Source organism: Terriglobus roseus, from assembly GCF_900102185.1.
Lineage (GTDB): Bacteria > Acidobacteriota > Terriglobia > Terriglobales > Acidobacteriaceae > Terriglobus > Terriglobus roseus_A.
This window is the reverse complement of sequence record NZ_LT629690.1, coordinates 2,565,003-2,587,242: the sequence shown is the minus strand read 5'-3', so window position 1 is coordinate 2,587,242 and position 22,240 is coordinate 2,565,003. Positions and strand designations below refer to the sequence as shown.

At 54.7% G+C, this 22,240-nt stretch carries 15 protein-coding genes; 12 read left to right on the top strand and 3 right to left on the bottom strand.

Going from position 1 to position 22,240, the window contains the following annotated elements; translation table 11 throughout:
* Window positions 1-84 precede the first annotated feature (84 nt).
* The 10 genes from BLT38_RS10845 to BLT38_RS10800 all read left to right on the top strand — a co-directional run bounded on the left by BLT38_RS10845 (window position 85) and on the right by BLT38_RS10800 (window position 13,882).
* The gene (locus BLT38_RS10845) at window positions 85-1,161 is read left to right on the top strand and encodes a lipopolysaccharide biosynthesis protein (RefSeq protein WP_172838227.1); all 1,077 of its coding nucleotides are present in this window, start codon (window positions 85-87) and stop codon (window positions 1,159-1,161) included.
* Entirely contained in the window at window positions 1,158-2,471 is a 1,314-nt protein-coding gene (locus tag BLT38_RS10840) for a lipopolysaccharide biosynthesis protein (RefSeq protein WP_083345186.1), read from the top strand. The genes BLT38_RS10845 and BLT38_RS10840 overlap by 4 nt, the downstream gene beginning before the upstream one ends.
* Window positions 2,468-3,706 carry an O-antigen ligase family protein gene (locus BLT38_RS10835; RefSeq protein ID WP_083345185.1) on the top strand — a complete coding sequence of 413 codons (1,239 nt, stop codon included), beginning with the start codon at window positions 2,468-2,470 and terminating at the stop codon, window positions 3,704-3,706. Before BLT38_RS10840 ends, BLT38_RS10835 begins: the two co-directional genes overlap by 4 nt.
* Window positions 3,694-4,863, top strand: a complete 1,170-nt coding sequence (locus BLT38_RS10830; protein WP_083345184.1) for a glycosyltransferase family 4 protein — start codon at window positions 3,694-3,696, stop codon at window positions 4,861-4,863. The genes BLT38_RS10835 and BLT38_RS10830 overlap by 13 nt, the downstream gene beginning before the upstream one ends.
* A gap of 2 nt (window positions 4,864-4,865) precedes the next feature.
* The gene (locus tag BLT38_RS10825; RefSeq protein WP_156785091.1) at window positions 4,866-5,672 is read left to right on the top strand and encodes a WecB/TagA/CpsF family glycosyltransferase; all 807 of its coding nucleotides are present in this window, start codon (window positions 4,866-4,868) and stop codon (window positions 5,670-5,672) included.
* 107 nt (window positions 5,673-5,779) lie between these two features.
* Window positions 5,780-6,142 (top strand): cupredoxin domain-containing protein, encoded by a 363-nt coding sequence (locus BLT38_RS10820; RefSeq protein WP_083345182.1) that lies wholly within the window; start codon window positions 5,780-5,782, stop codon window positions 6,140-6,142.
* 193 nt (window positions 6,143-6,335) lie between these two features.
* Window positions 6,336-9,857: a carboxypeptidase-like regulatory domain-containing protein gene (locus BLT38_RS10815; protein WP_083345181.1), complete on the top strand. Its 3,522-nt coding sequence runs from the start codon at window positions 6,336-6,338 to the stop codon at window positions 9,855-9,857.
* A 13-nt stretch (window positions 9,858-9,870) separates the two neighbouring features.
* Entirely contained in the window at window positions 9,871-10,881 is a 1,011-nt protein-coding gene (locus BLT38_RS10810) for an HPr kinase/phosphorylase (protein ID WP_231966421.1), read from the top strand.
* A complete protein-coding gene (locus BLT38_RS10805) occupies window positions 10,881-12,155 on the top strand; it encodes an MFS transporter (RefSeq protein WP_083345180.1) in 1,275 nt (424 codons plus the stop codon). Before BLT38_RS10810 ends, BLT38_RS10805 begins: the two co-directional genes overlap by 1 nt.
* Window positions 12,152-13,882 (top strand): glycerophosphodiester phosphodiesterase family protein, encoded by a 1,731-nt coding sequence (locus tag BLT38_RS10800; RefSeq protein WP_083345179.1) that lies wholly within the window; start codon window positions 12,152-12,154, stop codon window positions 13,880-13,882. Before BLT38_RS10805 ends, BLT38_RS10800 begins: the two co-directional genes overlap by 4 nt.
* A 10-nt stretch (window positions 13,883-13,892) precedes the next feature.
* On the opposite strand, the gene eutC is transcribed toward BLT38_RS10800, so the two are convergent.
* Genes eutC through eat form a run of 3 tightly spaced genes read right to left on the bottom strand, consistent with a single transcriptional unit; the run spans window position 13,893 to window position 17,410 of the window.
* On the bottom strand, window positions 13,893-14,657 hold the full coding sequence (eutC, locus tag BLT38_RS10795; RefSeq protein ID WP_083345178.1) for an ethanolamine ammonia-lyase subunit EutC: 765 nt from the start codon (window positions 14,655-14,657) through the stop codon (window positions 13,893-13,895).
* Between the two features lie 5 nt (window positions 14,658-14,662).
* Complete coding sequence (locus BLT38_RS10790; RefSeq protein WP_083345177.1) at window positions 14,663-16,045, bottom strand: ethanolamine ammonia-lyase subunit EutB; 1,383 nt, start codon at window positions 16,043-16,045, stop codon at window positions 14,663-14,665.
* Window positions 16,046-16,048: 3 nt separating this feature from the next.
* A complete protein-coding gene (gene eat, locus BLT38_RS10785; protein ID WP_156785090.1) occupies window positions 16,049-17,410 on the bottom strand; it encodes an ethanolamine permease in 1,362 nt (453 codons plus the stop codon).
* Window positions 17,411-17,562: 152 nt separating this feature from the next.
* Here eat and BLT38_RS10780 point away from each other — a divergent pair, with 152 nt between their 5' ends.
* Together BLT38_RS10780 and BLT38_RS10775 are read left to right on the top strand one after the other, a co-directional pair.
* Window positions 17,563-18,567, top strand: coding sequence for a helix-turn-helix domain-containing protein (locus BLT38_RS10780; protein WP_083345175.1), 1,005 nt, complete (start codon window positions 17,563-17,565; stop codon window positions 18,565-18,567).
* Window positions 18,568-18,737: 170 nt separating this feature from the next.
* Window positions 18,738-22,235: a TonB-dependent receptor gene (locus BLT38_RS10775; protein ID WP_083345174.1), complete on the top strand. Its 3,498-nt coding sequence runs from the start codon at window positions 18,738-18,740 to the stop codon at window positions 22,233-22,235.
* The last annotated feature ends 5 nt before the right edge of the window (window positions 22,236-22,240 follow it).

Below are 22,240 nucleotides of genomic sequence, written 5' to 3'. Positions count from 1 at the left end.
AGCAGAATTGGAGTGGTTGTTTTTGCACTTAGTCTGCTCATAGCTTGTCTGTGGCCCAAGACATATAAATCATCTGCAAGCATCATGCCGCCAGGCAATAGCAGCATGGGAGCTGCGATGTTTGCGGCTCTTGCTGGTAGGAGTTCCAGTGGATTGGGCAGTCTGGGCAGTCTCGCAGGAAGCCTTCTGGGCGCTAACAACTCTTCCGCCATCTATATGGAACTTTTGCGGAGCGGCACGATCAATGGAGAGATCATAGATCGTTTCGAACTGCAGAAGGTGTATCACAAGCGTTATCGCGTAGATACGCTTAAGGCCTTGGCGCGCCATGTGCAGATCTTGAACGACAAGAAGAGCGATGTAATCACGCTCGTGGTGGAGGACCATGATCCGCAACGCGCACGCGATATGGCGGATGCATATCTGGACGGCCTAAATCGTCAGCTCAATCGAACAAGCACATCGTCCGCACGTCAGGAACGTATCTTCGTGGAGCGTCGGTTGTTGCAGTCCCGGCGTGATCTAGAGCAGGCGCAGCTTGCCTTAAGTGAGTTCTCCAGCACACACGGGACGATTGATCTTAAAGAGCAGGCGCGTGCCGAGGTCACATCCGGCGCAGCACTGCAGGCGCAGATCCTGTTGGAAGAATCCAACATCAATTCCATGCGCCAAATCTATGGCGACGGCAATGTTCGTCTTCGCGCCGCAGAAGCGCGTGCGGCGTCGCTCCGTGCGCAGTTAAAGCGGATTGCCGGAAGTTCTGCTCCGCTTGCTGATGAGTCAACCGAGTCTGTCAGTGATGCCATCGCGCCTTCATTGCGTCAATTACCTCGGCTTGCTGTCCCGTTTGCAGATCGTTATCGGGAAGTGCAAGTGCAGGAGAAGTTGTTTGAGTTGCTGACGGAGCAGTTTGAGATGGCCCGCATCAATGAGGCTCGGGATATCCCCGTTCTCAAGGTGATTGATGCCCCAGCTGTCGCAGAGAAGAAGTCGTTTCCTCCTCGCGCGTTAATGACGCTGGCGCTGTGGTTTGGAGTGATGTCACTGGTGTGCATCGGGTGGCTGCTTCTCGATCACCTACAAGAACATAGCCAGGACGCGCGTGTTCTCCTGATGCGCCGCATCGTTTCGTCTCTAGTTCCCGCGTGGGGGCAACGATGAAGGAGCAGATGCAGAACGTGTTCTATGGCGTGCTGGATTATGTGGCATATCCAGCGGCAATGTTGCTTGCTGCGCCAATGCTGATGCATACGCTTGGCGTAGACGGCTATGGTTTGTGGTCTGTCATGGCGGCTATTGTCAGTGCGGCCAGCATTGTTGCATCTGGATTTGGCGACGCTGCCATCAAGCAGGTAAGCCGAGATCGTGTAAAGGATCCGGATGCTGTCTTGATCACAGTGAGGACGCTCTTCCTGATAAGCGCTGCTCTTGCTGTGTTACTTGCTGTACCGATCCTGGTGGCGTCGCCATGGATCGCAGCGAGAGTGGCACGCGGAGACCTTCTTCTTCGCGCCGATTGCAGCTACAGCATCCTGTTAGTCTCTCTGCTGATCGTACAGCGCGTCATTGAAAGTGTTTTCATCAGTACGCAACGCGCCTACGAGCGGTATGGTGCGGCCGTCCGAATCAGCATCTTTGCCCGGATAGGCTCGCTTGTCATCGGGATATTGACAGCAGCGCTGTTCCCGCATGTCTGGTGCGTTCTGCTTGTTACGGCGTTGTGCAACATAGCGGCAACTGTTCTTCAGCACTACCGTATGCGTCAGTTGTTGCATGTACAGCATCTGCGTCCCCTCTGGAATGCGAATGCAATGGCGCTGCTCTTTCAATTTGGGAAATACAGTTGGCTGCTTGCAGTGTCTGGAGTTGTGTTCGGCCAGCTAGACAGGCTCTTTCTCGGAATGTGGCTTGGCGCTCCTACGATTGCCGCCTATGCAATCTGTGCGCAGATAGCACAGCCCATCTACGGAGTATCGGCGGCCGGTCTGCATGTTCTTTTCCCATATCTCTCGCATCGTGCTGCTGCAGGTTCATCTGAGAGTCTGACCAAATCCCTTGCGATTGCGACTGCAGGAAATATTGTTTTTGCTGTCATCGCGGCTTTCATCCTACAGGCGGTAGGCCTTCATTTCCTGGCGCTGCTAGGGCGTGCAGGACTAAATAGCGATTCTCAGCACCTGCTTGCCCCGCTGGTGTGGAGCTCTTCCTTGCTTGCCATCAGCGTAGTCCCAACCTATGCGTTGTATGCGCTTGATCGCGTACATCTGGTGGCACTTGTCAATGTCTTGGGCGCGTTTGTGTGTATTGGCTGTATGGCGATTCTTGGATTGCACTTTGGGGCAATGGGGATCGCTCTGGCCAGGCTTGCGTATGGATTGATCTGCATCCTGCTCTACCTTCCTCTATGGCGAGCTCTGAAAAATAGAGCGTCAGTGATTCATGCTTCAGCTGTTCTTTGTGAGGAAGTATGAACGCTGAAGGGGTCATATCCGTGGAGCGGTTGCAACCGCAAGCGCCAACGTATCCGTTGATCGCTCAATGGAGTGGCTTCTTCTATGCCGCCAGAGTGATGACCGTGTTACTGACAGTGCGGCTACTTGGCATGGACGCGGAGACAGGTGTTGCGCTCAGTCTTGCTGCGAATTATGGGTTGCTTCTCATTGCCCTCCTTAACGCAGGGCCAGCTACGTCGATAACCTCTCGAGAATTGCGCACGACCGCCGCTGGCCGCGCTGTTCTGCTTTACCTGTTTGTTACGGGTGTCAGCCTTACTTGGACCGTCGCGGCATCCCTTTCCGCCGCAGCTGCATTCTGGTTGGCGATGGCTTGCGATGTCGCCATTGTCGTTTCGCAGCTTCGCCAGCATTCCGCTACGGATGTGGTGGAAGGGCTCTTTCGCGGCTTTGTGTATGGGACTGTGGTCGTTGCGGCGATTGCATGGCTACTACCAGCACAGAGTGACATGCGCCTGGGTGATGAAGAGTTGCTGGGACCGAATCAGATTGGTTGGCCTTGTGCGCTCGCATTCTTCTTTGCACAACATCTGCTTCGCCTGCGGATGCAGAGACGATGGAAGGCATGTCTCGTGCTCTTTGGACTCACGCTGCTTCGTAGCCTCAGCAAAACAACGATCGTCGCATTCATAGTGGCCCAAGGCTATGTGCTTCTGGTGAATTCTGGCCTGAACCGTAAGGCAAAAGTGAAGATCGTCTGCGCGTGCGTTGCCATTCTGGTGCTTTTCACGCCGCTGTTGGTTTCTTACTTCATGTCGTATACCGACAGTACCTCGGCGGAATCGCTCACTGGTCGTCTGGGTATTTGGACCTACATGTTTGACGAAGCGATGGACCGGCCGTGGTTTGGGCATGGCTTTCATTCTGTATGGAAAGTCATCCCGCCCTTCTACAGTAGTGCTTTTCAAGCCCGTCACGCACACAATGAACTGCTTCAGCAGTTCTATGCCTATGGCGTCCTGGGCATTGCCATGACGGTTGGAATTTATACGGTTATTGTGCGGTCTTTTCGTTCTCTCCGTAATGTGTCCACAAAGCAAATGTTTGCGGGATTATTTCTGCTGACGCTTATACGGGGTCTCGCGGATACCGAAGCATTCGATCTCTCCTGGCCATTGTGGCTTCTTGTCTTGCTGGGTGCATTGCAGTTGGGAGAGATGAAAGCGAAGGAGGTGCTTCCGTGCGCGTTGTAGTTCCAGTTGTTTCCTCTGCCAACACTATGTCTGGTGTGACGCGCCATGCCATCAATATGGTCCGCGCCTTATTGCTGACTGAACGCGTGGACCACGTCCATGTGGTTGCAGGGCAATGGCAAAAGTATGTCGCAGAAGCCCTTGGTGATGTCCCCGGACTTTCACTGGAGATGCTGAAAATTCACAGCGATATCGTGTCGCGCAATCTTTGGTACGCCGTGGGATTGCCACGTGTTGTCCGCCAAGAGAACGCGGACTTAGTGCACTATTCGTTTCCATCGCCGCTCTGGCGAAGCGCTATGGACGCGCCGGCAGTGGTAACTCTGCATGATCTGTATCCTCATGATCTTCCTGAAAACTTCGGGCCTATCAAGGCCCCATTCAATCGCATCGTTCTCCGTCAGTGCCTTTGGGCTGCTGATGCCATTGCGTGTGTCTCTCACAGTACGCTGGCGCGTCTTGAACGCATTGATCCTATGCTGTCACTGCGATCCGCTCATGTAATTCCTAATTGCGTAGAAGTGCCGGATGCGGAAGTGAAGCCGCTTGAGGGCCTGAGCGATCCTTTTGTGTTGTGCGTGGCACAACATCGTCGCAACAAAAATCTGCTCGTATTACTGCGTTCGTTTGTGCATCTTCGGGCAATGGCTAGCGTCGATCAGAATCTTCGACTGCTCATCGTCGGAATGGACGGCCCAGAGACAAATGCGATTAAGAGTTTCATCGAGCAGCACCACCTTCAAGAGAAGGTGCTTCTGAAGAGTGGCCTCTCAGAAGGCGAACTTCGATGGTGCTATCGCGAATGCCTGGCGTTGGTTGCGCCTTCTGTCGTAGAGGGATTCGGACTTCCAGTTGCCGAGGCGTTGCTGGAAGGATGCCGTGTGGTGTGTTCGGATATCCCATCATTTCGTGAAGTGGGAAAGCACCATTGCCGCTACGTCCGTCTGAATGATTGTGCTGACGTGGGCTTTGCAAACGCAATTGTCGAAGAGTGCGTGCGGCCAAAGCCACTGGCTGTGATGTCGCCTCAGTACAGTCTCGAGACTATAGCGTGCCAGTATGAAGAACTTTATCGCTCGTTGGTAGTGCGCAATAGCAGCAGTGTGCCTGTGGGGTGCAGTACCGCTAAGCATGTGAAAGGACACGTGGAGGTATGACTATGTCGATGAAACGGAAAACTACGGATGTGCTTGGCATACCAATCTCTGCTGCCAATTTCTCACTTGCTCTGGACTGGGTTGCTGAGGATTTCGTAGCTCACCGGAAAGGGTATTCGTGTTTTGTAAGTGTTCATGGGTTGATGGAGGCTTACAAAACGACTCAGTTTGCTGAATGCTATGCAGGAGCATCGTTGTTGTTTCCCGATGGCGCACCAGTCGCTTGGGTTGGCCGTGGTCAAGGGGAAAAGCATATGGAGCGCGTGGCTGGCCCGGAGTTTATGTTGAAGCTCTTCGGTGACGATCGCTTTCGTGACGCAACGCATTTTCTATACGGCGGAGAAGAGGGCGTTGCGGAATTGCTTCGCGAGCGGATATCGGAACAGTTTCCTCATGCAAAGTTTGCAGGAACGTACACTCCACCCTTCCGAAGCCTGACAGAGGATGAGAGCAATGCATTTGTAGAAACAATCGCGCGGCTCAAGCCAGACATCATCTGGGTGGGGATCGGGTGTCCAAAGCAGGAACAGTTCATGCAGCAATATCTTTCTCGTTTGGATACGGTTCTGATGTTCGGCGTGGGAGCAGCATTTGATTTTCATACGGGCCGATTGAAGGATTCACCGCAGTGGGTGAAGGACGCCGGGCTGCAATGGTTGCATCGATTAGTGCAGGATCCAAAGCGGTTATGGAAGCGTTACATCACCAGCAATTCACAGTTTCTGCTCGCACTATTGTGGCATAAGCTCTTCAAGCCACTTGCGAGAGAACAGGCAAGCATCCAACCCAAAATCGACAAGGTGCGGTGACAGAAGAAAGACATCCTTCTTACGGTGATGTGACAGCTACTGTTACTAACCAATTTACGGTGGGAGATGCCGGAGAGGGTCGACAACGCTCCGCCTGAGGAGATTTCATGCTGAAGCAATCCTTGTGTGCCGCGATCAGTGGAATAGTATTGCTGGTGCCGTCGCTCCACAGCCTGATGCAGGCGGATCAGGCTCCGCAGACGATCCAAATTACGGCACATCGCTTTGCGTTCGCTCCGAACGAAGTCACGCTGAAGGTGAACCAGCCTGCAGTACTGGTCTTCCAGAGCGAAGATGTCACACACGGCATGCATTTTGATGACCTGGATATCAATGCAACGATCGCCAAGGGAACCGGAGCGACAGTAAAGATAACGCCTGACAAGACTGGTGACTTCGTGGGCCACTGTGCTGTGTTCTGCGGTGTTGGCCATGGCGAGATGGCATTCACAATCCACGTTGTGGAATAGATCGACTCCCCCAAACGGGATACTCCGCCGCCCTCTTCGGAGGGCGTCTTTTTGTTTCGCCTGATGTATTGGGGCTGCGGAAGATATCTATCGAAAAGACAATTCTCTTTACAAACGATGACAAGCCGCTAACAAGTTACATCTTCGATTTCCGCATACTCGGCTTATCTTTCTTTGAGGTTTAGCCGTGGAGATGTTCCGCTGGAGTCGTGCACCGCATTCGTTTCTTTATCTTGTAGCGCTGACTGCGTCTGGTGGTTCGTTGTATGCGCAGACACCGGGAACGGGCGCTATTGCTGGGCTTGTAACAGATCCTTCCGGCAGCGTGATTCGCAATGCTGAAGTCACAGCGTCTGATGTGGATACGAATGCCATTCGAGTTGTACACACGAATGAGCAGGGTGCTTATCGTGTTGCATTGTTACAGCCTGGTACGTATTCCGTCCGTGTGCGAGTGTCTGGCTTCGCAGATACCGCAGATGTGCGTGTCAAGGTGGAGACTGGCGGCATCAGTTCATTGAATATCCGCGTCGCAATCGCACAAGACTCGCAACAGGTACGAGTAACCGGTGACGAGCAGCTGGCGAATCTTGAGTCGTCCACATTAGGCAGCCTGGTGAATCAGACATCGATGCTCGCGCTACCACTGCGCACCAGGAATTACACACAGCTGCTCAGCCTGGCCCCCGGCGTCATCACAGATGTTCCCACATCCTCCCCTATCGGCAACGGATCGCAGAACGTGGCATCGAACGGTGCGAAGACAACGGCGAACAATGTGCAGTTCAACGGTGTGGATGCAAATAACATGGCGCAAAACTCGATGGCTGCCATCGGCCAAGAGGTAGGTACAGCCATTCCTGCGCCAGATGCGATTGCAGAAGTAAAAGTGCAAACGGCAAACTTTGATGCGGCTTACGGACGTGGCTCCGGCGCCAACATCGATGTCATGAGCAAGTCTGGTACGAACCAGTTCCACGGCTCTGTATGGGAGTTCTTCCGCAACGATGCGATGGATAGCAATGACTTCTTCACGAAGCAGCAGGGTCAGCCACGCCCTGCGCTGAAGCAGAACATCTTTGGTGGCACCTTCGGTGGTCCCATTCAACACGACCGCACGTTTTTTTTCCTGCAATATCAGGGAGAACGCAGCATCAACGGACTAGGAGGCAAACGTTCTGCAGTGCTGCCTTTGCTGACGAATGATCGATCGGCGGCGACACTTGGCGCACAGTTCTGCGCCGCGGGACATACGGATGCCTCAGGTGCTCCACTCTCCGGTTATCTCACGCATGCTGGTGGAACTCAGGTCGCGTGCGATGGGTCGAACATCAATCCTGTTGCGGTTGCCATCCTGAATGCAAAGTTGCCTGATGGATCATTTGCTGTGCCTGCTCCGCAATCCGTCCTGCCACAAACCGACCCGACAGCGTTACCGGCGGGCCAGTCTACGTTTGCACCGCCCGCGCGCTTTGGTGAAGATCAGTTTTCTGTCAACGTCGATCGCGTGCTGACGCAACGCAATACTCTCTCAGGACGCTTCTTCTACGCACGCAATCCGTTCAAGCTGCCATTCTCTGCAAACGCAGCGAATGTGCCGGGATGGGGTACAGATCAACTGGATCGCAACACGATGTTCGTATTGGCCGACACACATGTGTTTAGCCCCACGTTGGTGAACGTAGCTCGCGCGGCATACATGCGTTTTGATGGTGTAGCTAACGTGGAGCATCCCACGCTGGCAGCTAACATCGGCCAGAGCAGCCCGACGGGCATTGTTGGCCCCACGACAGGCGCGCCAGGACTGACGGTAGATGGATTGTTCACCATCGGCGATGCAGGTACGCCTTCGCAGTGGCAGGTGACGAACTCCTTCATCTGGCAGGACACGCTCTCCATGACTCGTGGAAAGCACAACATACGATTCGGTGCTGAGGTTAAGCATCATCAAGTGGCGATTGATGCGCCTTTCTCTGCGACGGGTTTTGTGGAGACAAATACGTTTGCCGACTTTCTCTTGGGTCAGAGTGCTGCGCAAAACGGAAGCCCCATCGGATCAAGCAATCTCAACATGAGCGTAGGCTCCTCCGGTATCTCACGTAAGGACGGTCGCTATAACGATGTCGCGATGTTTGCACAGGATGACCTGCGCCTGACGCCGTCCCTGACGATTAATGTCGGATTGCGTTATGAGATCTTCGGTGCACCATGGGAGATCAATGGCCGCTTCCCAAACTTTGACCCTTCGCTCGCCACGGGCGACACGCCTTCAACCGGGTCACTGACGGGCTTTGTTGTGCCGTCAAACTTTCAGGGAGCAGTTCCCGCAGGTGTCACGAAGTTGAATCGACACAGCCTCTGGACAACCCGTTTTGGCGATGTCTCCCCACGCTTCGGCTTTGCCTGGCAGATGGCGGGATATCCAACGACGGTCCTGCGTGGTGGTTATGGCATTTACTTCGATGAGCATTCTGGCGGCTACATTGAAGGCCAGGAAGGGCAGGCGCCGTTTTCCATTCAGCAGATATCGTCTGGTCCGGCCAATGCGGGGGCTACGCTGGCGCAGCCCTTCAGTCCAATGCTGCCAACTCCTTCCAGCTATCCGACCTTCATCCCGCGCGTACCCTTTGGCTTCCCATTTCTGCAGGGCATCTCTCCTGATCTGAAGGATGCATACACGCAGGAGTACAACCTAAACGTTCAGACGGAGTTTGCGCACGACTTCCTATTGCAGGTTGGATATGTCGGGACACGTTCGATTCATCGTCCCGGATCGATTGAGTTTGACCAGGCGCTGCTTGCATCGCCTACTAATCCCGTTGCAGGGGAGACAACGAACTCCACGAATAACCTGATTCAACGTCTTCCCATTCAGGGTGTAAGTCCCGGCTCACTGTTTACGCTGTCCATCTTTAAGGCGAACTACAACGCACTGCAATCCACTGTGACTAAACGCATGGCACATGGTTTCCAAATGCAGTTTGCGTATACCTGGTCCAGGGCTATGGATGAAACGAGCGGCTCGGGCGGTGGAATCGGCTATGAAGTATGGTTGCTGACAAACGATCAAAACAATACACGAGGCGGCTATGGCCCTACGGATTTTGACCGCACACACCGTGCTGTTGTCAGCTTCACATGGCAAGCACCTCGCCTACGTACTCTGCCTCTCGTAATGCGCGCGGCACTGGGAGATTGGACATTCTCTGGCATCGGTGTCGCACAAACCGGAACTCCCATTACTGTGATGGATGGTAACGCTGGATCGGTCTATGGAAACTTCCTAAACCGCGCGCAGCTATCTGGTACGGGAAGCATTGCCACCAGCGGCAGCAACTTCCAGCGTGTACTCAATACATGGCTGAACGGCTCCGCGTTTACACGTGCACCTGAGGCGCCGTTCGGAACCAGCCCGGCAGATCAGGACTTTGGCAACAGTGCCGTGGGTGCCGTTCGCGGACCGGGCCAGCGCAATCTCGATCTTGCGGTGGAACGCGTCTTCAACATCAGTGAGCGGCAGAATGCGCGCTTCCGAGCTGAGTTCTTCAACGTCACCAACACCACGCAGTTCGCCAACCCAAATGCAAGTCTCAGCTTCGGAGGTGATCCCAGCGGTCCTATTTCACAGTACCGCCCAAGCCCAAGCTTCGGTCGCATCCTGGGAGACAATGGGAACTCCCGCGTGATTCAGCTCGCATTCCGTTATGCCTTCTAAGGGAGCGACAGGCATGGCAGAGATGATGAGCGTGGAAGAGATTGAGGCGGCCTGCAATGCATCGCAGCCGCTCGATTTCCTCCGACACCCGTTAGAGGGTCCTGAACTGAAGCTACATGCGGTAGCAAGTCCGTATGGATTCCCAGTGCATCTGCGCAGCAATTCCACACAGGTGCTTTCCATGTATCAGGAAGCGTGGAAGGCATTTCCACAAAGGTTCGATACACCCCCGATTCACGTTGACGTCACCGTAGTTGCCAGTGACAGCTCAGAGTGTCCACCTACACCGAACTTCCGCATACTGTTGCCGCTAATGGTCTCCATGGCAGACGCAGACAACTACAGCGTCATTGATCTCGAACGTGGCACCACTACCGTTGTGATCAGTGAAGCTGCAATGCGTCATCCACTCTATGCCGCCTACTTCTTTCTTGAACACACTGCGTCTTGTCACATTACCAATCGCTATGTGACTCCAGTTCACGCAGGCTGTGTGGAATGGGGGGACAGCGGGATTCTGTTATGCGGCGACAGCGGCGCGGGAAAGTCCACACTTTCGTACGCATGCGCGCGCTCTGGCTTTGGATACATCAGTGACGATGCGTCCTTTCTGCTGCGTGGTTCGAGCAGCCGCATAGCGTTAGGCAATCCATATAAAGTGCGATTGCGTCCTGAAGCTGCGCGATTCTTCCCGGAGATGCATGACCTTCCCATTACACCGCGCGCTGCAGGCAAGCCCTCAATTGAGGTTGAGGCATCATCGGGGATTCGATCATGCACGCAGACTCGAGTCGATCACATTGTCTTCCTCAATCGTCGCAGTGGACGCGAACAGTTGAGTGACTATCGCAAGGATGTTGCTCGCAATTTTTTCCGGCAAACAGCCTGGGGAATGCCGGCGCAGCAGCCAGAACGCGAACACGATCTCGAGACTTTGTTAACCGCTCAATTGCATGAACTGCACTACAGCGATTTGGATTGGGCAATGCACCGCTTGCAACAGATGGTGGAGGAAAGCCTGTGATGCAAGCTCTCGTTGAGAACGGAGAAGCGACGTCAGCGGAACGCATTTCATGGAATGATCCTCATTCCTGGTTACGACAGTACCGCTTCAGTCGAAGCTTCTGGACGTTCTTTCTTGCCGCGCTGTTTTTCGATGCGGGCTTCGGTATTTATTACTTTCTCTTCAATCTGTTCCTTCTTAATCTGCATTTCCAAGAGCGTTCCATTGGACTGATCAATGGCGCGCTGACGCTTGGTTCCGTTGCGTGCACTCTGCCGGCGGGTATGTTGGCTAGGAAATATGGCGTACGCCCAGTAATGCTGGCGTGCCTCGCGGTGGCGCCTGCCGTTGGCGTGTTACGGACACTTTTTACTCAGTTGCCTTCGCAGATTGCTCTTGCGCTTCTTGGAGGCGCTGCGATGTGTCTTTGGGGTGTTTGCTTTTTACCCGCCATCGCAGAACTTACAGAAGAGAACAATCGTGCCGCAGCCTTTAGTCTGATCTTCTCTGTCAGTGTTGGTACAAGCGCACTTGGCGGTGCATTTGCAGCGCATCTCCCTGCATGGATGGCCGCTGAGGGATCGACAATGCTGACGTGGCAGATTCAGCGCGCCATTCTGATTTGCGCCTCACTGCTAGCAGCTGTTGCGTTTGCGTTCGCATGGAGACTACGGCTCCCCAACGACGTTAGGTCGGAAGACGAACCAATGCAGGGATGGAAACACCTGCTGCATAGCTCGTTTCTCCGGCGCTATATTCCGTTGATGGCGATTTGGTCCGCAATGATTGCGGCCTTTGTGCCGTTCGCAAATGTCTATCTCACCAATAGTCTGCATCTGAGCCTCAGCCACATTGGCACGGTCTTTCTCCTATCGCAACTGGTACAGCTATGCTCCGGGCTGGTAACTGCACCATTGTTCCGATCCTTCGGATTGCAGCGTGGTATCGCGGCTACACAACTTGTTACAGGGACGTTGTTAATGCTGCTTGCGTTGACACACACAGTGAACGTGGCGACAGTACTGTACCTATGCTTTTCCGCAACGCAATGGATGAGTTCCCCCGGCATGTACAACCTGCTGATGCGTGGTACTCCCGATAGCGAACGAAGTACGGCAGCCTCTGCGGTGATGTTTGGTAATGCGTTGGTGTCATCCGGAGCAACGGCGCTTGCGGGAATAGGTTTTGCCAACTTTGGCTATGCGTGGATGTTTGTGCTGCTTGGGCTTGTTGCTGTAGCGGTGGCGGTATGTACTGTCACAGTGCTTCGCCTTCCGCAGGAGGTGCAAGCATGAAGCGGATTTTCAGTCTTCTACTTTTGGCAAGTTGTGTAGCTGCTCACGGACAGGGCCGTCATGTTGACTTGTATTGTCACCGCACCGCGAATAAGGACGTGCCAGAGAACACGATGGAGTCGCTGGAAATGGCGATACTTTCGGGTTGTGACGTAATCGAGGTAGATGTTCGCAGGACGATGGACGGTGTCCTGATTCTGAACCATGACGGTTTCACAGAGCGACTCACGGATGGTGTGGGAGAGGTAGAGACATCCCTCTACGATGACCTGGTTACGCGCGAAGCTGGTGCATGGATGGGCGAGCGCTGGAGTGGGATGCACATTGTGCGCTTTGATCAAGCACTTACTTACGCACGCGTTCATGATGTCCGGCTGGTCCTCGATGTGAAAGTAAAGGGAACCGGCGCGGACATCCTTGCTGCTGTAGATCGCGCGTCCATGAGAGATCGTGTCCGCTTTGGTGGGGAAGTGGATGATATCCGCAACCGTCTACCGAAACAGGCAGGCCCTGCTGAGTCGTGGGTTCAGCCAAACGCCACTGCGCAGCAGATTGATTCATTACATCGCGAAGGAAAGCGTGTCATCGTAAACTTCTCCGCGAACGCACATGAAATGGATCTCACTGCGATGCATGCTGCAGTCGCCAACGGAGCAGATGGCATCAATGTCGACTATGTTCGCTTAGGTGCGGACGCGGTTGGCAGACCAGTGGAAGCAACCGTAGCTGCATTGTCACGAACAGCTTCGTCGGGAGACACTCAGCATCGGATCGAGGCGATTGCACTCTTGCCCCATTTCTACGGCGTGCCGTTGCAAGAGAGTTTCGCATCATGGCTGTTGGATGCAGATCCACGTGTTTCTCGCGCTGCAGCGGTCGCACTGGTAAACATGCGTCCCAGGCCAACTCCGCATATCTTCGACAAGGCACTGCGCTCGAAAGATGCGCATGCTCAGGCAAGCGCTGCGTGGGGAGCGGGAACACTGCGTGGCCCGTCCTCCATGTTGATCCCGTTGTTGCACAGTAGTGATCCTCTTGTGCTGGAAGAGGCATTGGTAGCGCTGGTGCGTATGCCGGGCAGCGTACCGGCGGAACAGTTGCTGCCTCTGCTTCACCATAGGGACACTGCCGTCTGTGGGGCCGCAGCGTTAGCGCTTGCCGCTCACAACCCTACAACGGCACAGCAAGTTCTGCCCGCGCGTCTTCGTCTCGAAGTGAAGGAAACGTTGGCGCGATACGATGCGTGGACAAAGCGTGGGCAGCCGAAGCTGACAGAGACCGAAATCAAGACGATCACAGATCACTACCGATCGCAGATGAAGATGCTGCAAGCTATCGGCATGTTGGACGGCGCGCCTTCATTTACTGCGCTCGAGGAGCAAGCTTTCCACCCAGGAGCCGACTTCACGCAGACGCTTTCGCAGGTGGCTGGCTTTCGGTTGTGGGACCGAATCGGTGAGCATCCTTACGATGCGGTGCGTCAGTTGGGATCGTCCGATGCGGGCGTTGCAGATCGTGCGGAGTGGATGCTGACGTTGGCCGATGACCGCGTAGGGCCAGTCGTGCGCAGCGCCTTACAAAATGCAAATCCTGCCGTAAGACTCCGAGCGATTCACATTTTGGCTTTCCGAGGTGATTCCGCAGCGTTACCTCAGCTTAAGTCGATGCATGAGCCAGACGCTGTGTGGGCCATAGAAAAGATCCGTCAACTTCATACAGGTTTGTGACAGCAGTGATTCAGCTGCCAGAAAGCATTGGAAGGATGGAGTCGCTGTCATCTTTCAGTTGCGTGCCACTCACTCCAAGTGCGTAGGCTGACTGAATGAGATGTGCCAGCCTGAAGGCCGCTTCATCGTAGGAGAGACCCGCGGGCCGGATATTTGAGACACAGTTTCTCTCAGCATCCGTGCGGCCACGTCGCGGAGCATAAGTGAGATACGCGCCGAGGCTGTCTGGCGACTTGAGGCCGGGTCGCTCACCAATGAAGATGAGTGAAATGTTTGCGAGCCGTAGTTCACCAATGTCATCCGCCAGCGCGACACGTGCCTGTGTTGCAACAACAGGATCAAGCTCCCAGTCAGGAAGGGCATCGCGCAGGCGCGTGAGCATGGGCAATGCATGCAAACTGGGTGCGAGTGCGGAAAGTCCATCTGCAACCACAATCGTGATGCGCTTGATGCGGGGCATTCCTTCTTGTTGAAGCAACGCTATACAGTTTGGATCTAGCTGACGCCCGAGGTCAGGGCGACGCAGGTACTCTGAGCGATCCTTTGCTTTGCTGTTTGCTTGTTTTGCAATAAATCCATGCTCATACAACTGCGTAGAGAGAGCGGTAAGGTCAAGCGCTGCATGTACGGCATCGCGTGCGCGTGCATGATCCATGGTGAAGTCCAACAGAGGGTTGGTAGGAAGACTCACGCCTACCCGCCCCAAAGCAATACGAGCAGACGTCCACTCGCTTAACGAGGACCATGACTCCGAATTGACAAGCGAGCGTTCCACGAATCTTACGCTCCTGCCAGCGGAAGCATCCGGGCAAGGCTAGGGCTGGAGAGGACGAATCGACCATTGGCATCCACAATCTGCATCTCACGGAGCCACTCTTCAAATTCGGGTGCACGCTTCAAGCCCAGTACGCTGCGAACGTACAAGGCGTCGTGGAACGATGTGCTTTGGTAATTCAGCATGATGTCATCGGCGCCTGGAACACCGATGATGAAGTTTACTCCCGCGACTCCTAGGAGCGTGAGTAACGTATCCATGTCGTCCTGATCTGCTTCGGCGTGATTGGTGTAGCACACGTCACATCCCATCGGCAGCCCAAGTAACTTGCCGCAAAAATGATCTTCAAGACCAGCGCGAATGATCTGCTTGCTGTCGTAGAGATACTCCGGGCCAATAAAGCCAACCACCGTGTTCACAAGCAACGGCTTGCACATACGCGCCACGGCGTAGGCTCGTGCCTCGCATGTCTGTTGATCCACACCAAAATTTGCAGACGCGGATAACGCACTGCCTTGGCCGGTTTCAAAGTACATACAATCCGTGCCAATGGTGCCACGCTTCAGCGAGAGTGCAGCTTCCTCAGCCTCTCGTAACATCGAGAGCGAAATACCGAACGACTCATTCGCCTTCTGCGTTCCAGCGATGGATTGGAATACCAAATCAACCGGAGCGCCACGTTTCATTGCTTCCATCGTGTTTGTGACATGCGTGAGAACACACGTCTGTACAGGTGCGTTGAAACGAAGACGAAAGTCGTCTAGTAGTTGAAGCAGACGTATGCTTGACGTCACGCTGTCAGTTGCTGGATTGATGCCAATGACGGCGTCTCCACAACCGTACAAAAGGCCATCAATGGTGGATGCGAGGATGCCTTTTGCATCGTCTGTCGGATGATTCGGCTGCAGCCGAACAGACATGGTGCCGGGCAGCCCAATGGTGGATCGGAAGCGCGTCACAACCTTGCAGCGACTGGCTGCGAGAATCAGGTCCTGGTTGCGCATTAACTTTGAGACTGCAGCGACCATCTCCGGCGTCAATCCTCGGCTGACCTCGGCAAGCGATTCTGGTGTCTGCGTTTCCTGCAAAAGCCATTCGCGGAACTGCCCGACGGTCAGATGCGCAATCGGAGCGAAGGAATCTTGATCGTGTGTATCAAGAATGAGACGTGTCACGTCATCCTGCTCGTAGGGGACGACAGCTTCCTGAAGAAAGTGCTTCAGCGGCACCTCGGCAAGAGCATACCGCGCCGCTGCCCGAACGATTTCAGACTCCGCGGCCACACCTGCGAGATCGTCACCGGAGCGCGCGGGAGAAGCCTTCGCAAGCAGCTCTTTCAAATCTGCGAAGGCATAGCGTGTTCCCTGAATGGTGTGAGCAAAGCCCATGCGTCAGCCTCGCGAAGCGTTGCGTTCAGCCCCAATACGTCCTGTCACACGAAGCATCAGGTATCCCGCGATGACCGTAGCAAGAAAGATCGTCGCAATCAAGCGGTTGTAATACACAACGCTTGCCAGGCAGATGATAACGCCGAGCAGTGTCCAAAGAGGGGCAAACGGGTACAGTCGAATGCGAAAGGGGCGTGGCATGTCTGGCTCTGTCCTGCGCAGACGAAAAAGAGCGAGCATGCTGGTGGCGTACATAACCAAGGCACCGATTACGGACATGGTAACAATGTTTGCGGTCAGTGGTTGTCCCGCGATCACAAGCCATGAATCGCTGTAGATGGCCGCAATACCCACGATGCCGCCCGCAAGAATCGCCACCCACGGTGTCTTGAATCGGGGATGAATCTTTCCAAAGATTTCCGGAAGATAATCAGCGCGTGCCAAAGCATAAATCTGTCGGGAATAACCGAAGATAATGCCGTGCAGCGATGCGATCAACCCAAAGAGCCCGAGCCACACCAGCATGTGGAGCCATCCGCTGGAGGAGCCCACAATCATCTTCATGGCCTGTGGCAACGGATCGTTGATGTTTGCCAGAAGACGCCAGTCACCCGCGCCGCCTGCCATCACCATGACTCCAAGCGCCAGCACCAGCAATGTCGCAATGCCACCAAGATACGCGCGTGGAATGGAGCGTGCAGGGTTCTTGGCTTCCTCTGCCGCCATGGCCACGCCTTCAATCGCAAGGAAGAACCAGATGGCAAAGGGTACTGCGGTGAACATGCCATGCAGCGTGCCAATCGTCAGGTGATCCTTGCCAGACCATCCACCGGAAAGGAAGTTGGACAAGTGGAAGCCTGGAGCGACCACAGCCATAAAGACGAGCAGTTCTGCGATGGCAAGCAGCGTGATGAAGAGTTCAAAGCTGGCCGCAATCTGTACGCCAACGATGTTGATCGTCATGAAGATCAGATAGGCAATGGTGGCAGCAAGCTTTGGTGACAGTGAAGGGAACTGTACGTTCAGATAGGCGCCAATGGCCAACGCGATGGCCGGTGGCGCGAAGACGAACTCGATCAGCGTTGCGATGCCGGCGATGTATCCGCCAAGCGGTCCGAACGCTCGTTGCGCATAGGCAAAGGGGCCGCCTGCGTTAGGAATCGAAGTAGTGAGCTCTGTGAAACTGAAGATGAAGGTGCCATACATGGTGGCCACCAACGCCGTGGTGATAAGGAACCCAAGCGTGCCTGCACTAGCCCAGCCGTAACTCCATCCGAAGTATTCGCCAGAAATCACAAGTCCCACGGCGATGCCCCACAGTTGCCACGTGTTCAGTGTCGCCTTCAGATGAGAGTGCTCTTCCATTCGCTCCTTTGCCGCAAAACAGAAATTGTGTGCGTGTGCGCTCATTATGCTCATATTCGAGTGCAAGGACTATTGAAATTCGGCAATTCCCGAAAAATGCCGTCTCATGGCATTTGCTGTATCGGGGTTGCTATCGGATAATACCCACCATCATGCCAGCTTCTACCGGGAAGGCTGCGTTGTCATATTCGCCCGAAAGGGCGGAGGTGTATGCGTGTGCGTCAGACGACGCGAATGCGCAAGCGCGTAGCCTGCAGGGTTGGTCCCAGCTCTACGACCAGATCTCCCCGGGAAGCTTTCATGGCGCGATTGAGGGCATCTGCACGGATTCGCTGCATGTATTTCGCGAAGCCACGAACGCACGTCTGCGGCAGTCCTGTGTTGTGAAGTCTGACGCCTGGTGGTTCGGCATTCCTGTACGCGAAGATGTGTCGTTTCGTCTGGACGCACGGATGATCCCGTGCGGTGAGATCGCGATTCGCCGTGGAAATCAGGTCTTTGAACTGATGACACCCGAGTCGTTTGAGATCTTCGGCATCGTCGTGGAGCGCAAAAAGCTGGAAGAGCATCTGCGCTTATTTCAGGACGTCACTCCACCCGGCGATCACGACGATCTTTTGCAGGCGGCGCCACATCTGAGAACGCGCCTGCGCATGCTCTTGCACGAGTTGCTTTCGCAAACACTGCTCTACCCAGAAGTGGCACAGAGTGTGAATGCAAGGGAGGCGATGGAGCAATCGCTGATGGACGCAGTTGCGGATGCGTGTCGCGAGCGCAGTGCGAGTACTGAAGTGAGCAGGGCAGAGCGGCAGCAGGCGATTCTCGTTCGTGATGTCCGCGAATATCTTCTGAGCCTGGATGATCGCGTGGCATCGGTCCCCGAACTCTGCCGCAACTTCAACATCAGTCGCCGCACACTGCAGTATGCGTTTGAACAGGTGCTGGGAATGGGACCAAACGCATACCTGAAACTGCTGCGATTGAACGGTGTGCGGCGCGACTTAAGCAAACGCAGCGCGCTGATGAAGTCTGTTCAGCAGGTCGCAGCAGACTGGGGTTTCTGGCACCTGAGCCAGTTCTCAAAAGACTACAAGCAGCACTTTCTGGAACTGCCTTCGCTCACATTGAAGCGTACGCAGGATGCCCGCTCAAGATGAAAGTTCTGTGACAAATGCGCCTTTCCGCCGCATTTTGCCGAAATTAGATAACGGGACAACGCATCGGCTGGCTATGCTGCATTCACTTCCCCATGGTGCGAATGCTGGTCGCAACCCTTCTGTAGCGATGTAACTGGCTTTGGTCACCGTGGACTTTCTTGGAGATCAGGATGTCTATCCGTAGGCTTGCGCCAATTTCGATCGCATCGGTGTTGTTATGTAGCGGTACACTCATCGTCCACGCCCAGTCCACCCAGGGAACGATTCTTGGAACCGTGAAGGACAAGAGCGAGGCGGTGGTTCCCAACGCCGAAGTAAAGCTCACGGCAACTGACACAGGCATCGTTAAGACTGCAAAAACCAATTCCTCTGGAAACTATCAATTTCCCAATCTGAATGCAGGTGCATACACGCTTGAGATTACGGCGCAGGGATTTGCAACGCAGAAAGTGTCGAATCTGCGGTTGACGGCGCGTCAGGAATTGCGTGCAGATGCGGCACTCGATCTTGGAACACTTGCGCAGGAAACATCTGTAAACGCCAGCGATGCGGGCGCTATTCAAACCGAATCACCCTCCATTGACGCAACCCTTTCCGCCACTGCGGTGCGTGATCTGCCTGCGAACTATCGAGCCAGTTCAAACGGCACCAGCCCGTTGACCATGATTCAGTCGTTGCCCGGCGTGCAGGGCGATGGCAGCGGCACATCGTTTTCCATCCAGGGCGGTCTTCCGTTTCAGACGGAAGTGACGGTGGACGGCATCACCACACGTAGCGCTACAGGCGGAAATTCGCCCATTCAGAATGCCTTTCCTTCTGGCGATTCCATTGCGGAAATGCGCGTAGACGGCGTGATGAACAATGCAGAATTCGGCCAGCCGGGCGAAGTTACCTCCACGACCAAAGGTGGAACGAACCAGCTTCACGGCGCAGCGTTCTGGTATCACCAGGATGCATCCTTGAATGCGAGAGCCTATGCCGCGTTGTCGAAGGCGAAACTTATTACCAATGACTATGGCGGAAGCCTGGGTGGCCCGGTTGTCATTCCAAAGCTGTACAACGGCCACGATAAGACGTTCTTCTTCGGTACCTATGAGGGTTATCGCAACCCGCGCACAACCTCTGTGCAGTACTACGTTCCCACGGCTGCAATGAAGAAGGGCGACTTCACACGTGTGCAGGGCGTTTCTTCCTTGAAGAACCCCTACACAGGTGGCAACTATGCGTTGGGCGCTGTTCCCGTCAACGCTGTCGCCGCGAAGTTCTTGCAGTTCTTCCCGGACCCAAACATTGGTGATACGTCAACATATGTTCCGGGTCAGTACAACTACTCCACGAACAAAGACACCTCGCTTTTCTCTGAGCAGTTCGATATCCGCGGCGATCAATACTTTGGTCAGAAGGCAATGGTCTTCGGCCGGTTCTCGTTCAAGAACCACAACCCACACAGCGCACAGAATCTGAATGTTCCTTCCAGCGAAAACTCTGAGAAGGATCGCATCTTCCTCGTAGCCGGAAACTATAACTTCACGCCGAACTTAATCAACGAATTCCGGTATGGTTTCACTTTCTCTACGACGGGAAACACGAACCCTTTTGACGGCAAAACCTTCACGCAGAACTCTGGCCTGCAGGGCTTGCAGAATCTGTTCTACAACGGTTTGCCTGAACTGGACTTTTCCTATCTGACGCCTCTGAATGCTGATCGTCTGACGTCCGTTTCACAGTCTCGCACGCATGTATTCACGGACAATCTGACCTGGGTTAAGGGCCGCCACACGATGAAGTTTGGCCTCGATATCCGCAGAATTGAAGCACTCACACCACTCGGCTTCAATGGCGCTGATAACTACGGAACATTCGATTACTCTTCGGCAAACTTTACCGGCAATGAATTCGCAGACTTCCTGATCGGTACGCCGAACACCACCTTCTATGACGTTGTGCAATCGGATAACGACGGCAAGGCGAAGCACTATCACTTCTACGCGCAGGATCAGTGGCGTGTGTCCGATAGCCTGACGCTGAGCTATGGCATCCGTTACGAATACCACCCGGCGTATCACGATCCGTCCGGCAACATCGGTAACTTCGACCCATCGATTGCGAAGTCGGGCCGCGTGATCTATCCGACGGGCAAGGGTGCGCTGGTGTCTCAGGACTATCTCGCCAGCTTCAACTCCTGCGGACTAGGTCAGACCTCCGGCGTGCCAGCGCAAAATGGAGCGGCCTGCACACCCACGGTCGACAACACGCAAGCAGGATTGCCTGATGGCCTTCGTACCGCGGTCAAGCTACGTTTCGCTCCTCGTTTCGGTTTTGCGTATCGGCCGTTCGGAAGCAACCGTACCGTTGTTCGCGGCGGCTACGGTCTGTACAACATCACGTTGCTTGGTTCAAACTTCTACTCGCTGACGGGCACGCTGCAGTCCAACACAACGCAGTACGCCAATACTCAGACTGCAAGTGGTCCTTCGTACACGTGGCCGGCGATCTACGCGGGCGCAGGAACCAGCTCCAACGCTGTAAGTGGCTACGGCCAGGCTTACTTCGGTACAGCGAACGACATCCACTGGAACGATCCGTACTCGCACCAGTTCTCGCTGTCAGTGGATCGCGACCTCGGAAAGGGCTATGGTCTGCGTGCCTCCTACATCGGTATGACGACGAAGCACCTTGTTTGGGCGCCGAACCTGAACGATCTGCCTTACTCTACGACAACCTCTGCTTACAATCAGCCGTTGTCCGCGCGTCTGTTCCCGAACTGGGGTGTTATCAATACACGGTCGACGGGAGCCGATTCGAACTATCAGTCGGGCCAGATTAATTTCCATCGCGCTGCCAGCAATGGCCTGACGATTGATTCGACCTATACCTTGGCAAAGAACCTCGCCAACAATATGGGCCCAGGTTCCGCCAGCTTTGCCGGTGAAAGTGGCGGTTCCCGTGCGAGCTACGGCCAGGATCCGAACGTTGACTTCGGACAGGCCTATGGAACGCGTCGCCATCGCTGGAACACCACTCTCGTGTATGGTCTGCCGTTTGGCCGTGGCAAGCAGTTCGGTGGCAAGATGAACCGCTACGCGGATCTGCTGGTTGGTGGATGGCAGCTGAGCAGCATCTTCGTAGTGGAGACGGGGCCGTTCCTGTCGCCATACTTCTCCAGCGGCCAGGGCGATCCTTCTGGTACCGGTTCGGGACTCAGCTCTTCCAAGATCGGTGCAGCTTATCCGGGACGTTCGCAGAAGGTAGATCGCGTGGTGGGAGTAAATGTTTCCCCAGCGCAGCGTTCTGCAAACAAGTGGTTTAACTCTGCGGCATTCACTTGCCCCGGTACTCCGAACTGGGTGGCTGGAACGCAATGCCATACCGGACGTGGACAAGCGGGAGATCCAAACCCGATTGGTCGCTTCGGTAACGCACAGAATGGTTCCGTTGTCGGACCCGGCCTGGTCAACCTGTCCACTGGTTTGAGCAAGCAGTTCAATATCACGGAGCGCGTATCACTGCGCGCTGAGGGAACATTCACGAACGTGCTGAATCATACAAACCTTGGCAACCCTGCGATGAACATTGCCAGCACGACATTTGGTCAGATCACGTCGACGACCGGTGTCGATTTTGGTGGCCCGCGTACTGGTCAGGTGTCCATGCGTCTGCAGTTCTAAGCCAA

What these genes read in the sequence shown, in the direction of transcription:
- BLT38_RS10820 (WP_083345182.1), top strand. Translation starts at nt 5,780, where the DNA reads ATGCTGAAGCAATCCTTGTGTGCCGCGATCAGTGGAATAGTATTGCTG.
- BLT38_RS10790 (WP_083345177.1), bottom strand. Translation starts at nt 16,045, where the DNA reads ATGGGCTTTGCTCACACCATTCAGGGAACACGCTATGCCTTCGCAGAT.
- BLT38_RS10840 (WP_083345186.1), top strand. Translation starts at nt 1,158, where the DNA reads ATGAAGGAGCAGATGCAGAACGTGTTCTATGGCGTGCTGGATTATGTG.
- BLT38_RS10805 (WP_083345180.1), top strand. Translation starts at nt 10,881, where the DNA reads ATGCAAGCTCTCGTTGAGAACGGAGAAGCGACGTCAGCGGAACGCATT.
- BLT38_RS10835 (WP_083345185.1), top strand. Translation starts at nt 2,468, where the DNA reads ATGAACGCTGAAGGGGTCATATCCGTGGAGCGGTTGCAACCGCAAGCG.
- eat (WP_156785090.1), bottom strand. Translation starts at nt 17,410, where the DNA reads ATGGAAGAGCACTCTCATCTGAAGGCGACACTGAACACGTGGCAACTG.
- BLT38_RS10780 (WP_083345175.1), top strand. Translation starts at nt 17,563, where the DNA reads ATGCCAGCTTCTACCGGGAAGGCTGCGTTGTCATATTCGCCCGAAAGG.
- BLT38_RS10815 (WP_083345181.1), top strand. Translation starts at nt 6,336, where the DNA reads ATGTTCCGCTGGAGTCGTGCACCGCATTCGTTTCTTTATCTTGTAGCG.
- BLT38_RS10810 (WP_231966421.1), top strand. Translation starts at nt 9,871, where the DNA reads ATGGCAGAGATGATGAGCGTGGAAGAGATTGAGGCGGCCTGCAATGCA.
- BLT38_RS10825 (WP_156785091.1), top strand. Translation starts at nt 4,866, where the DNA reads ATGTCGATGAAACGGAAAACTACGGATGTGCTTGGCATACCAATCTCT.
- BLT38_RS10845 (WP_172838227.1), top strand. Translation starts at nt 85, where the DNA reads ATGCCGCCAGGCAATAGCAGCATGGGAGCTGCGATGTTTGCGGCTCTT.
- BLT38_RS10775 (WP_083345174.1), top strand. Translation starts at nt 18,738, where the DNA reads ATGTCTATCCGTAGGCTTGCGCCAATTTCGATCGCATCGGTGTTGTTA.
- BLT38_RS10800 (WP_083345179.1), top strand. Translation starts at nt 12,152, where the DNA reads ATGAAGCGGATTTTCAGTCTTCTACTTTTGGCAAGTTGTGTAGCTGCT.